The organism is Carboxydocella sporoproducens DSM 16521, from assembly GCF_900167165.1.
In the GTDB taxonomy this organism is placed as follows: domain Bacteria; phylum Bacillota.
The window spans coordinates 1-12044 of record NZ_FUXM01000054.1 but is presented as its reverse complement, the minus strand read 5'-3'; the positions used below and the strand labels follow the sequence as shown (position 1 = coordinate 12044).

Sequence of the window (12044 nt, the reverse complement as noted above, 5' to 3'; positions counted from 1 at the left end):
GGATGAGTCGCACCCCGCAGGGGTGCGTGGATTGAAAGTCTGGGCAGGTTAATTAAAAAATGTAAAAAACTACATTTCTGGTGTAAATGGATCTTTATTGGATTATCCTCAAAATTGTTTATCTTCCTTGCTTTCTGGATATACTGTACCCATAAACAAAATGGGAGGATAGGACATGGAAATGATGGCGGCAGCACTTGCCGCAGTGATTGCTTGGTCGGTCAATCGCAGGACTCAAACTGAATCGGGCTGGCGAACAGCCATCTTATTAGCCCCACTAATCGAAGAATTAGCCAAAACCGGTTTCGCTAAAATCCTATCAGCCCAGGTATTACCCGTGCACCTCTACTTCGGCCTCATTGAAGCAATCTACGATGCCTGGGCCAAACCTGAGCGCCATCTTCTGCCGGCCCTGCTCAGCCTGCTCAGCCACGGCTTTTTCGGCTATCTCACTGTCAAAAGCGGCATCCTTGCTGCCCTGTTCGCCCATTTCTCCTGGAACGGTCTGATCTGGTACATGCAGAGGAGGAGGCAAAATGCGGGTAATATATTATTGTGAATTGTGTCAGGAAATCGTGGATGAATGGGAAATAGCCTTGACTGAGCCTGACAACCCATCTATAATGGAAATGCATATGGAACCAACCCTTTGTCCTGATTGCATGACAGCAATGGGTAAGGACGAAGGCTGGTTAGGCCAAATCAAGTACAATTACCTACACTGATTTGTGCCAAATTGCACTTTCATAGTGGGGGAAGGAGAAGAGCAAATGACCAGAGGGCTGGTCGGGCCCTTGCTTCAGGCGAAAGAACTCCAGGATTTGTGGCGGGATTTAGGAGTAAAGAAAAAAACCGCCCTGGTCTATGGAGTAAGCGGAGCGGTGTCTGCTTCATTACTGGCGGCCTGGTACCGTTTGCGGCAGCAACCTCTGCTAGCCATAGTAAGGGATCTGGCTGATGCAAAACGTCTATGTGATGACTTGAGCACATTTTTGCCGGAAGAGGAGATTTTACTCTATCCGGCCCAGGAACTATTACCATGGGACATTGAAGCCAGTAGCCGGGAGTTATTAACTGCCCGGCTAAAAGTGCTGGGCGCGCTGGCCAGAGGGCGCACCTCACTGATAGTGGCTCCCGTTGCTGCTTTAAGCCGGGCGGTCACACCACCGGAGCAATTCAAAAATTATCTGGTTACCCTGAACAAAGGCCAGGAAATAGAGCCGACCGCCCTGGCGGCTCAACTTCTCCAGATGGGTTATGAACGGGTATCCCAGGTGGAAGTAGCAGGGCAATTCAGCTGGCGCGGAGGAATTGTCGATATTTTTCCGGCCTCGGCCAGTGAACCGGTGCGCCTGGAATTTTTTGATGTAGAAATTGATTCCTTGCGCCTTTTTGACCCGGTGAGCCAGCGCTCTTTGCGGGAAATAGAGCAGGCGGAGATTCTGCCGGCCCGGGATTATTTTGCCACTGCTGCTGACTGGCAACAGGCAGCCAGGGTGCTGGAAAAAGAGTACCAGAATTTGCGCAAAAAACTGATCGGGCTTCAACAGAGGGAAGCAGTGGGGCGTTTGGATCAGAAGCTGAAGGATTTGCTGAGCCGGCTCAAGGAGGGCCTGATTCCTGCTGGTCTGGATGCCTTCGCCGCCTATGTAATGCCAGAAAAAGCTACCCTGCTGGACTACTTGCCGACCGGGGCGCTGATAGCCGTCGAAGATCCCAACCGGGTCAGGGAAAAGGCGCTGGCCTGGGATGATGAGCGTGGAGAAACCTTTGCCAGCTGGCTGGAACGGGGTATGGCTTTGCCCGGGCAGGAAGCTTTATATTTCAGCTGGGAAGATATATGGCGGCAGCTGACAGGAAGGCCCTTGCTGGGCCTGGCCCTTTTGCCCAGGGAGCAAACAGGCTGGCGGCCCGAACTTCTGTTAAACCTGAACAGCCGGACGGCGCCCCTGTATCAGGGAAATCTGGAAGAATTGACCCGCGACTTAAAAAACTACAAACGTCAGGGCTATGCCGTCGCCCTGCTTACAACCCATACCCAGCGCAGCCAGCAGTTGCTGGATTTATTGAAAGAGGCGGAGATTGAAGCTGTATATTTAGGCCGATTGCAGCAGGAATTTCGGACTGGAAATATCGTTATCACCCGGGGGGAACTTTCAGCCGGTTTTGAGTTTCCCCAGAGCAAAATCCTGATTTTAACGGAGAGAGAGCTTTTTGGCCAGAGCAAAAAGGGCAGAAAAGCCCGGGAAATTAAGCCTGCTGGCGGTCAGAAAATCAGCGCTTTTACCGACCTCAAGATCGGGGATTATGTAGTTCATGTCAATCACGGGATCGGGGTGTATGAAGGGGTTGAACAGCTGAGCGTTGGCGGTATTACCCGGGACTACCTGGTGGTAAGCTATGCCGGGGCCGATCGCCTCTATATCCCTACGGAACAGATTAGCCTGTTGCAAAAGTACATCGGTACTGATGGGCAAAAACCCAGGATCAGTAAACTGGGCGGGCAGGAATGGCAAAAAGCCAAGGCCAAAGCCAGAAGTGCGGTCAAAGAGATGGCCGAGGAGCTGATCAAGCTCTACGCTGCCCGCGAAGCCCTAAAGGGTTTTGCCTTTTCGCCGGATACCGTCTGGCAGCAGGAATTTGAACAGGCCTTTCCTTATGAGGAGACTCCGGACCAGTTGCAGGCTATTGCCGAAATCAAGGCCGATATGGAACGGCCCCGGCCCATGGATCGTCTCCTGTGCGGGGATGTGGGCTATGGCAAAACCGAAGTAGCTTTGCGGGCAGCCTTTAAAGCCGTAATGGACAACAAACAGGTAGCCATCCTGGTGCCGACCACCATCCTGGCCCAGCAGCATTACAATACCTGTCTGGAGAGGTTTCAGGGCTTTCCGGTTTCCATTGACCTGCTCAGCCGTTTTCGCAGTGCCCGGGAACAAAAAGCTACCTTAAAGAAACTGGCCAGTGGCCAGGTGGATATTATAATAGGTACTCATCGGCTGTTACAGGATGATGTCAAGTTCAGAGACCTGGGGCTGTTGATAGTCGATGAGGAACAGCGCTTTGGTGTTGCCCATAAGGAAAAACTGAAACAATTAAAACAGACGGTGGATGTCTTGACCTTAAGCGCAACCCCCATTCCCCGGACATTACACATGGCTCTGGCGGGGGTTAGGGATATGAGCTTGCTGGAAACCCCGCCGGAAGAAAGATATCCAGTACAGACCTTTGTGGTGGAATTCAATCCTCTGATGATCCGGGATGCTATCCTGCGGGAACTGGCCCGCGGGGGACAGGTCTATTTTGTTCACAACCGCATTGAAGATATGGATCGCATCTTTGCCTTCCTGACCCAGCTGGTACCCGAGGCCCGCATAGCAATTGGACATGGACAGATGAGGGAAGATGAGCTGGAAAAGGTCATGCTGGATTTTTTCAACCAGGAATATGATGTTCTGCTCTGTACTACCATTATTGAAACCGGTCTGGATATTCCCAATGTTAATACCATCATTATCGATAATGCTGATACCATGGGTCTGGCCCAGCTCTATCAGCTGCGGGGCCGGGTGGGACGCAGTAATCGTATGGCCTATGCCTATTTAACCTATCGCAAGGATAAGGTATTGACGGAAATTGCGGAAAAAAGGTTGCAGACATTACGGGAGTTTACCGAGCTGGGTTCCGGGTTCAAGATAGCCATGCGGGATCTGGAAATCAGGGGGGCCGGCAATTTACTAGGGCCGGAGCAACATGGTCATATTATGGCCATAGGCTTTGACCTTTACACTCAGATGCTGGAGGAAGCGATACGTGAGTTAAAAGGAGAAATCAAGGAAGAACCGCTGGAAACTACCGTGGAAATTGCAATAGATGCCTATCTGCCTGCAGACTACATCGAAGATGGTGCGGTAAAAATGGAGATTTACCGCAAAATCATGCTCTGCCGCACGGAAGAACAATTACTGGATTTGTCGGATGAGCTGGTAGACCGTTTCGGTGATCCGCCTTTACCGGTGGTCAACCTGTTGACTATTGCCAGAATAAAAATTCTAGGCCAGGAAGCAGGCATTACCTATATCGGCAAACAACAGGAACATTTAATTATCAAGCTGGCACCTGATGCTCCTCTGGAGCCGGTCAAGATCCTGAGGTTACCGGGAAAGATTCGGGGGCTGAATATTGTCGGGGGTGCGGAGCCGGTTATAAGAGTGCCCTGGTCCAAACGGGACCCGGGGCTGAACTGGGTGGAAAAAATTATCAGGGAAATAAAATACTGTGGAATTGGTTCCGAGAATTTGGTATAATAAAAACAGTTTTCAGAAAGGGGATGTGATGGAATGTACAAACTGAAAAAACTGGTTGCGTCCGTACTGACCGCTGCCATGCTGGCCCTGGTAGCCGGTTGCGGTAGCAATGCGGTAGCTACGGTTAATGGGGAGGATATCACCAAGGAACAGTTTGAACGCCGCCTGGAAAAAATGAAAGCGGTATACAAGCAAAATGGAGCTAATTTTGACACCGAACAGGGTAAAGCTATGTTAAAGGCGATCCAGAAGCAGGTATTAGATGGCATGATCGAAGAAACTATCCTGTTGCAGGAAGCCAAAAAACAAGGGGTACTGCCTTCTGATGCCGATGTGCAGAAACGGGTAGAAGAGACCATCAAGAAATTTGAATCCAAAGAAAAATTCCTGGAAGCCCTGAAGAATTATAACATGGATGAAAAGGAATTTGCGGAGTGGACTAAACAAAACCTGGCTCTGGATGCTCTGTATAACAAGGTAACTGCTAACATCAAGGTAACTGATGAGGAAATCAAGAAATATTATGAAGAAAACAAGGAACAGTTCAAGCAACCGGAACAGGTACGAGCCCGTCATATCCTGATCAAATTTGATACCCAGCAGGAAAAAGTAGGCCGGACTGAGGAACAGGCCAAGAAAATGGCCCAGGACCTGATCAAGGAACTGGAGAAAGGTGCTGACTTTGCCAAACTGGCTAAAGAAAAGTCTGAAGACCCAGGCTCTAAAGACAATGGTGGCGAATACACCTTTAGCCGTGGTCAGATGGTTCAGGAATTTGAAGATGCGGCTTTCTCTCTGAAACCGGGCAGCTTTACCAAGGAACCGGTAAAGACCCAGTATGGTTATCATATTATTAAGGTAGAAGAACGCATCCCTGCTAAAGAACGGACTTTTGAAGAAGTTAAAGGGGAACTGGCCCTGCAATTGCCCATGCAAAAGAAACAGGAAGCTTTCGCCAAATATACTGCTGAGTTGAAGAGCAAGGCCAAAATCGAGATTAAGGACAAGGAGCTGGCCGCATCCCCGGCCCCTGCTCCCAGCAACGGTAGCCAGTTACCTCCGGGCCATCCCAGTACTTCCGGTGGTAGCAGCAGCGCACCCCAGCCTGCTAAACCGGCGCAATAACGAAGTTCGAAGTTCGAGGTACGAGCTTCGAGATGCAAAGAATTGGAATGCTAGGGTAGGCAGTTTAGAAGCGAGTATAACAAGGCGCCGGAGGCGTACTGGAAGTACGTCGAGGATGCCGCAGCGACAGCTGACGCAGTAATACGAAGCCTATAATCGGGCGAGCATAAGAAGTCTGACAATTTTGGTAGCATAATTCCCTTCCCGCCGATAAATACTAACAGTGACAAAAAAATTGTCAGTTGGTATAAAGGAGGGAAGGGAATTGTCATGAAAGCAACAGGAATAGTTCGTCGGATTGATGACCTGGGACGGGTGGTAATACCGAAGGAAATCCGCCGCACTTTAAGGATCAGGGAAGGCGATCCGCTGGAGATTTTTGTCGATCGGGATGGAGAAGTGATCCTGAAAAAATATTCCCCCATTGGGGAACTGGGTGATTTCGCCCGGGAGTATGCCGAATCTCTGCATGAAGCAGTCGGCCATATCTGTTGCATTACTGACCGGGACAATGTCATTGCCGTAGCTGGAGGCTCTAAGAAAGAGTTTATGAATAAACCCATCGGTCCCGCAGTGGAAAAGGCGATGGAAGAAAGGAAAGCGGTTATTATCAATAACCCGGGTGAACATCCCCATTGCCTGGGTTGTCCTGTGGATGATGAAGATGACACCTGCAAGTTTACAGCGGAAGTAATAGCACCCATTATAGCTGAAGGGGACCAGATCGGCGCAGTGTTGATTCTCTCTAAAGACCCCAATGTCAGGATGGGAGAACTGGAACTAAAGCTGGCTGAGACTGCAGCGGGCTTTTTGGCCAAACAAATGGAACAGTGAAGCTGGCGGGTAGTATGCCTGAGGTATACTACCCTTTATTTTGACCGACTGGAGGAGGACGGAGGATGGCAGAAATATATATTGTCGGCCTTGGTCCCGGTGATGAGCAAACTTTCCCTCTGGGCAACTGGCAGTTGCTCAAGGGCTTTACCGGGCCGATAATTTTCCGTACATATAGACATCCTATTGTTGACTGGTTAAAACAACAGGGTATTACAGGCGCTAGCTGTGACCATTTTTATGAAGAAGCTGAGGATTTTGCTGCCGTATATGAAAAAATCGTACAGGAGCTGGTTGGACAAGCAACACAAAAGGGGCAGCTGGCTTATTGTGTACCCGGGCATCCACTGGTGGCAGAGACCAGTGTGCAATGGTTGCTGAAGCGCTGTGAGTCAGAGGGGATAACAGTCAGGATATTGCCGGCCATGAGTTTTCTGGATGCTATTTATGCAGCCCTGAAAATAGACCCGGCGCAAGGGGGGCTACAAATAATTGACGCTTTAGCGCTGGCCCAAACCCGGATCAATCCCAGAAATGGCCTGCTTCTGCTGCAGGTATATAACCAGCTGGTTGCTTCTGAGACTAAACTAACTTTGATGGAATTTTACCCGGATGAATATCCAGTTACAGTTATCCGGGGGGCAGGATTGGCTGACGAAAAAAAGGTAGTCATACCCCTGTATGAACTGGATCGTTTGCCCTGGATAGATCATCTCACCAGTATCTATTTAGCCCCCAATCCGGAGGGGAAACCTGAATTCGGCCATTATGCCCTGGAACCCCTGGCGACGGTTATGGAAAAATTGCGTTCAGAGCAGGGATGTCCCTGGGACCGGGAGCAAACCCATCAAAGCTTGAAACCTTTTTTAATTGAAGAAGCCTATGAAGTTTTAGAGGCCATCGACAACCAGGATATGGAGGCGCTTTGTGAAGAACTGGGGGATGTGCTGTTACAGGTGGTTTTTCATACACAAATTGCCCGTGAACATGAATATTTTGATTTAAATGATGTCATAATGGTAATAACTGAGAAAATGATCCGCCGCCATCCCCATGTCTTTGCCGATACACAGGTGGCTGATAGCAGAGAGGTGATACGTAACTGGGAACAGATCAAGGCCCAGGAAAAGAAGGAACAGGGCAAAGAGGAGAAATCGCTACTAGCGGGTGTTCCCAGATCCCTGCCGGCCTTGCTGCAGGCATATAAACTGCAGGCTAAAGCAGCCAAGGTGGGCTTTGACTGGGATAACTGGCGAGGAGCCTGGGACAAGGTTCAGGAGGAATTGCGGGAACTGGGACAGGTTTTAGATGACCGGCAAAAACGACAGGAGGAGCTGGGTGACCTGCTCTTCGCTCTGGTCAATCTGGCGCGCTTTTTCGACATTGATCCCGAGGAGGCACTAAAAGGAACTTGTAGTAAATTTCGCCGTCGCTTTGCCTTTATCGAGCAAACGGTAAGGGAGCGGGGCCAGAAGCTGGAGGAGCTGGCTCTGGCGGAATTAGACAAAATATGGGAACTGGCTAAAAACCATGAAAATATTTCTAAAAAAAATGGGTAAAAAGCAGGAAAATCAAGGGTTATAGCGAATATCCATATTTGGTAAATTAAACAGCTGTAAAACATAAACAGGAGGGATTTGTGTGAACAAAACCGATCTGGTAAACAGCGTAGCCGAGAAAGCTGAGCTGACCAAGAAAGATGCTGAAAAAGCCGTAAATGCTGTCTTTGCTTCAATTGAAGAAGCACTGAAAAAAGGGGAAAAGGTACAACTGGTTGGTTTTGGTACTTTTGAAGTTCGCTCCCGTGGCGAGCGCAAAGGCCGTAACCCGCAAACTGGTGAAGAAATTACCATCGCTGCTGCCAAAGTACCTGCTTTCAAAGCCGGTAAAGCTCTGAAAGAAGCTGTAATGTAATTATCAGCAAGAGCGAATAAAATCAGGTTCCACATGGAACCTGATTTTGTCATATTAAGGGGGAATCGGTTTGCGTTTAGACAAATTTCTTAAAGTAAGTCGAATTATTAAACGCCGTACTCTGGCCAAAGAAGTATGTGACGGTGGACGCATTCAGATCAATGGTCGGCCGGCCAAAGCCAGCAGTGAAGTTAAAGCAGGAGATATACTGGAACTGGATTTTGGCCAGCGACGTTTGCGGGTACGGGTAGTGGAGATAAAGGAAAACGTTCCGGCCGCCCTGGCTGGCCAGCTTTATGAAATTCTGGAAGAGATAAAAGTCAGGGAAACCACTTTCTGATGTAATATTTTTGCCCTCCCAGGTAAAACTAAGCCTTGAAAAAAGGTGACAAGGAGGGCAAAATATGTTCAGGTGGGGATGGCAAAAAATCTTGCTGTCATTACTGGTGGTGATGACCCTGATAGGTGGAGGTTGTGCCTTACGTAAACCCTTACCACCCGGGCAACCGCCAGGGCCGGCCGGGAGAGAGTTTACTGAAGAGCCAACTATATCACTCTATGACAACAAGACCAAACAAACAAAAAAAATCAAACTGGAAGAATATGTAGCCGGAGTGGTTGCAGCCGAAATGGATACCAGCTGGCCGGTAAATGCCCTGGGAGCTCAGGCTATTTTGGCCCGTACTTTTACCCTGGAAAATATCAAGGCTGGTCGGGTGAAAAAATTGTATGGGGCGGATATTTCTACTGATATTGAGGAATCCCAGGCCTATGCTCCGGAAAAAATCAATGATAATGTGCGCAAAGCGGTACAGCTTACCCGGGGCCAGGTCATTCGCTGGCAGGGTAAGTATGTTAAAGCCTGGTTTCATGCCTGCTGTGGCGGCAAAACCGCTTCGGCTAAGGAAGGCCTGGCTTATGAAAAAGAGCCTACCCCTTATTTATCAACGGTAGCCGATGGCTGCATGGCCATCACTACCCCGGAAAATAAGCACTGGGAAGTAAAACTGAGCGGGGAGGAACTGGCCCGGGCAGTAAAACAGGCAACCGGTCAGGACCCCGGTCAGGTAACTTCAGTGCAGATTATTAAACGCGGACCTTCAGGGAGAGTAGAATCTCTCAAGGTCGGGAATGTTGCCATTAGCGGTCCGGCATTACGGCTGGCAGTGGGCAGTGAAAAAATGCGCTCCATGATGCTGGAAGACATCCAGAATGCCGGCGGAACCTTCATCTTTAAGGGCAGGGGTTTTGGGCATGGAGTTGGCCTCTGCCAGTGGGGAGCAAAAAAAATGGCTGCAGAAGGGAAACAGCCCTGGAGTATAGTTAAGTTCTATTATAAAGGTGTTAAAATAGAAAAGTTATGGTAGCAAAAGGCCCCTGTTCCATAAAGGAATGGGGGCATTTTTGACATATTCAAGGGACAAGGGGCATAAATTAAAAATGAACAAGGGAAAAGGAGGGATAGTGGGATGGAGAGCAAGAAAACAGTAACTGGTCAGCGGTTGGAAGTGCTCAACCGGGAAGAAGTAATCATAACCGGGGTGGAGCACGTGGATTCCTTTGATGAACAGGTGATAAGCCTGAAAACCAATCTGGGCAACCTCATCCTGAAGGGTGAGGGGTTGAATATCACCCAGTTGAATATGGAGGAAGGCAAACTGGTAGTACAGGGCTACCTTTATTCCCTGACTTATGCGGAAACCAAAGGGGGCAAGAGCAAGGGAATTTTTGACAAGCTGCTCAAATAGAAAGGAGGGCGTTGAGTGGAACTCAGGCTTCAACTCCTTTCTTTTCTTTTTAGCTGGGGATTGGGAGCCTTGCTGGGCATTATTTTTGATTTTTATCGTCTCTGGTCGGAATTTTACCACTGGCCGAAATGGATTAAGGCCCTGGGAGATCTGATCTACTGGATTATAGCAACTATCCTGGTTTTTTTTAGCTTACTGGGGGTTAATGGCGGGCAGATGCGTTTTTATATTTTGCTGGCTGTAACTCTGGGTTTGGCCAGTTACTGGTTTTGGTTTAGCCCTCATGTTTATCGGATTATTTCGCAGATCTGGCGCCGGCTGGTAAATCTGATCAAGAAAATAATCTGGCTGGTGACCCGGCCTCTGGTCTGGCTGGGGATTGTTCTGGCCTGGCCGTGGCGCTGGTTGTTGATATTGTGGAAAAATTTGTGGATAAGATTGTGGATAAAACCTAAACGCAACCTTTACCAGCGCCTGGAGAAATGGTGGACAGAAAAAAAGGAGCGCCGGAAATAATTAGCAGCAGGAATTAACGATAACATGTAGAAGTATTGTAATGAATTTGTAATAAATGCACTACAGTTATCCACTGCTGTGGATAACTGTGTGGATAACTTGTTTATTATCCATATTTTTTGTGGACAAGCTGGGTATAAGTCCGGAGGAATGACAGGTGCAGATTGAAATTCGGGGTGTGGAAAAACTGAGCATCCGGGAACGCCAGGTGGTGGCTTTAAAAGAAATGGGCTGGTCGACAGATGCTGTGGCCAAGCAGCTGGGCTTAAGCCCGGCTACAGTGGCTACCTTATATAACCGCGCCCGAAACAAGGGCTATCAGGTTGTGATTGTGATGAGCGGGGATGTCCTGGGTTTGGGACAGCCGGAGGAGGATGAGGCATGAGTAAACGGGCTGAAAGAAAAATAGTGGATCTAAATCAGCGGCTGGAGAAGGAAACGCCGAAAAAGGTTAAGACCGGAAGTTCCAAATCCAGATTCTTCTGGCGCCGGGTAGTGGTGGGGATTTTTCTGGCATATAGTGTAATCGTAGTGGGCTCCTTTGTACACCAGACTGTAAAAATGAATCAGCTGGAAAAGGAAATCAGTTCTGTGCAAAACAAAATAAAAGCAGTGGAAATGAGCAATACTAAGTTAAAAGAAGAAATCAAGTTGTTACAAACTGATGAGTACATAGAGCGCCGGGCCCGGGAAGAGCTGAATCTGGTAAAACCAGGGGAAAAGGTGGTAATTCCCGCTGTCGGTAAGAAAAAACAATAAGGGAAAAAGGTTTTGCTTGACAGTTTTTTCTTGTAACCTATATAATTTTGATATATGACATTAAGGAGGAATTCTCTGTTTATGGCCATCGCAGTAGGGAGCATCGTTGAGGGAGTAGTTACCGGCATTACCAATTTTGGTGCTTTTGTGCAATTGCCGGACGGGCAAACGGGACTGGTTCACATTTCCGAGGTTGCCCATACTTATGTGAAGGATGTGCGGGATTTTCTCAAGGAGGGGGACACTGTACGGGTTAAAGTCCTGAATGTGGATGACCGGGGTAAAATCGGCCTGTCCATTAAACAGACTCAGGAAGCTCCGGAACGGGCAGACCGCAAGCGCTCTCAAATCAGTTTTGAGGAGAGGCTGGCCCGTTTTCTGAAGGACAGTGATGAACGGCAGGCTGATTTGCGGCGAGCTACCGAAGCCAAGCGGGGTGGCCGCGGCAGCAGAAGAGGGTAAATCAGAGCCAGGCACAGCCTGGCTTTATTTATGTTTAGGAAATTATGCTTTAAGGCTTGATGTGGATAACTTAGGGTGTTAAGGTAGAAATATGAGAGCGCATGAGAAAGAAAATAAACAATCAATAAAAATAGTCGATATACTTAAAGAACATTGGGAACGGTTTCTCCAAATATACGGAGAAAAAATACCGGAAGACATGAGGGAGAGTGTAATTGAAGCGGTAGAAAAGGCAATAAAATGCGGGGACCCAAAGTACGGTTATGCAGAATACATATGTACTAATTGTACCGGGAGCGAGAAAAAGAAAGTAGCATTTACATGTAAGAGTAGATTTTGTAATCGATGTGGAAAAGTTTATATAGAAAAGTGGGTAGAA

Annotated in this window: 15 protein-coding genes; all 15 read left to right on the top strand. The window is 48.4% G+C overall.

Features of this window, described 5'->3' with window-relative positions; all coding sequences use genetic code 11:
* The first annotated feature begins 175 nt into the window (after positions 1–175).
* Positions 176–559 (top strand): hypothetical protein, encoded by a 384-nt coding sequence (locus B5D20_RS12810; RefSeq protein WP_078666608.1) that lies wholly within the window; start codon positions 176–178, stop codon positions 557–559.
* Positions 537–725, top strand: a complete 189-nt coding sequence (locus B5D20_RS12805; RefSeq protein ID WP_078666607.1) for a hypothetical protein — start codon at positions 537–539, stop codon at positions 723–725. Before B5D20_RS12810 ends, B5D20_RS12805 begins: the two co-directional genes overlap by 23 nt.
* A gap of 45 nt (positions 726–770) precedes the next feature.
* Positions 771–4307: a transcription-repair coupling factor gene (gene mfd / locus B5D20_RS12800; protein WP_078666606.1), complete on the top strand. Its 3537-nt coding sequence runs from the start codon at positions 771–773 to the stop codon at positions 4305–4307.
* A 33-nt stretch (positions 4308–4340) separates the two neighbouring features.
* Positions 4341–5432 (top strand): peptidylprolyl isomerase, encoded by a 1092-nt coding sequence (locus B5D20_RS12795; RefSeq protein WP_078666605.1) that lies wholly within the window; start codon positions 4341–4343, stop codon positions 5430–5432.
* Between the two features lie 270 nt (positions 5433–5702).
* Positions 5703–6266 (top strand): stage V sporulation protein T, encoded by a 564-nt coding sequence (spoVT, locus tag B5D20_RS12790; RefSeq protein ID WP_078666604.1) that lies wholly within the window; start codon positions 5703–5705, stop codon positions 6264–6266.
* A 65-nt stretch (positions 6267–6331) separates the two neighbouring features.
* Positions 6332–7825 (top strand): bifunctional methyltransferase/pyrophosphohydrolase YabN, encoded by a 1494-nt coding sequence (gene yabN, locus B5D20_RS12785; RefSeq protein ID WP_078666603.1) that lies wholly within the window; start codon positions 6332–6334, stop codon positions 7823–7825.
* 82 nt (positions 7826–7907) lie between these two features.
* A complete protein-coding gene (locus tag B5D20_RS12780; RefSeq protein WP_078666602.1) occupies positions 7908–8180 on the top strand; it encodes an HU family DNA-binding protein in 273 nt (90 codons plus the stop codon).
* A 70-nt stretch (positions 8181–8250) separates the two neighbouring features.
* Positions 8251–8520: an RNA-binding S4 domain-containing protein gene (locus tag B5D20_RS12775; RefSeq protein ID WP_078666601.1), complete on the top strand. Its 270-nt coding sequence runs from the start codon at positions 8251–8253 to the stop codon at positions 8518–8520.
* Positions 8521–8584: 64 nt separating this feature from the next.
* On the top strand, positions 8585–9547 hold the full coding sequence (locus B5D20_RS12770) for a SpoIID/LytB domain-containing protein (RefSeq protein ID WP_078666600.1): 963 nt from the start codon (positions 8585–8587) through the stop codon (positions 9545–9547).
* A gap of 102 nt (positions 9548–9649) precedes the next feature.
* The gene (gene yabP, locus B5D20_RS12765; RefSeq protein ID WP_078666599.1) at positions 9650–9928 is read left to right on the top strand and encodes a sporulation protein YabP; all 279 of its coding nucleotides are present in this window, start codon (positions 9650–9652) and stop codon (positions 9926–9928) included.
* A 15-nt stretch (positions 9929–9943) separates the two neighbouring features.
* Entirely contained in the window at positions 9944–10444 is a 501-nt protein-coding gene (gene yabQ / locus B5D20_RS12760) for a spore cortex biosynthesis protein YabQ (protein WP_078666598.1), read from the top strand.
* Between the two features lie 157 nt (positions 10445–10601).
* Entirely contained in the window at positions 10602–10829 is a 228-nt protein-coding gene (locus B5D20_RS12755; RefSeq protein WP_078666597.1) for a sigma factor-like helix-turn-helix DNA-binding protein, read from the top strand.
* Complete coding sequence (locus tag B5D20_RS12750) at positions 10826–11203, top strand: FtsB family cell division protein (protein WP_078666596.1); 378 nt, start codon at positions 10826–10828, stop codon at positions 11201–11203. Before B5D20_RS12755 ends, B5D20_RS12750 begins: the two co-directional genes overlap by 4 nt.
* 81 nt (positions 11204–11284) lie before the next feature.
* Positions 11285–11665, top strand: a complete 381-nt coding sequence (locus B5D20_RS12745; RefSeq protein WP_078666595.1) for a S1 RNA-binding domain-containing protein — start codon at positions 11285–11287, stop codon at positions 11663–11665.
* A 91-nt stretch (positions 11666–11756) separates the two neighbouring features.
* Positions 11757–12044 (top strand): transposase zinc-binding domain-containing protein (locus B5D20_RS12740; RefSeq protein ID WP_200803514.1); only part of this gene is annotated, 288 nt, incomplete at its 3' end.

Coding starts and splice junctions, on each gene's coding strand:
- B5D20_RS12770 (WP_078666600.1), top strand. CDS start 8,585: ATGTTCAGGTGGGGATGGCAAAAAATCTTGCTGTCATTACTGGTGGTG.
- B5D20_RS12810 (WP_078666608.1), top strand. CDS start 176: ATGGAAATGATGGCGGCAGCACTTGCCGCAGTGATTGCTTGGTCGGTC.
- B5D20_RS12750 (WP_078666596.1), top strand. CDS start 10,826: ATGAGTAAACGGGCTGAAAGAAAAATAGTGGATCTAAATCAGCGGCTG.
- B5D20_RS12795 (WP_078666605.1), top strand. CDS start 4,341: ATGTACAAACTGAAAAAACTGGTTGCGTCCGTACTGACCGCTGCCATG.
- yabN (WP_078666603.1), top strand. CDS start 6,332: ATGGCAGAAATATATATTGTCGGCCTTGGTCCCGGTGATGAGCAAACT.
- yabP (WP_078666599.1), top strand. CDS start 9,650: ATGGAGAGCAAGAAAACAGTAACTGGTCAGCGGTTGGAAGTGCTCAAC.
- spoVT (WP_078666604.1), top strand. CDS start 5,703: ATGAAAGCAACAGGAATAGTTCGTCGGATTGATGACCTGGGACGGGTG.
- B5D20_RS12745 (WP_078666595.1), top strand. CDS start 11,285: ATGGCCATCGCAGTAGGGAGCATCGTTGAGGGAGTAGTTACCGGCATT.
- mfd (WP_078666606.1), top strand. CDS start 771: ATGACCAGAGGGCTGGTCGGGCCCTTGCTTCAGGCGAAAGAACTCCAG.
- B5D20_RS12805 (WP_078666607.1), top strand. CDS start 537: ATGCGGGTAATATATTATTGTGAATTGTGTCAGGAAATCGTGGATGAA.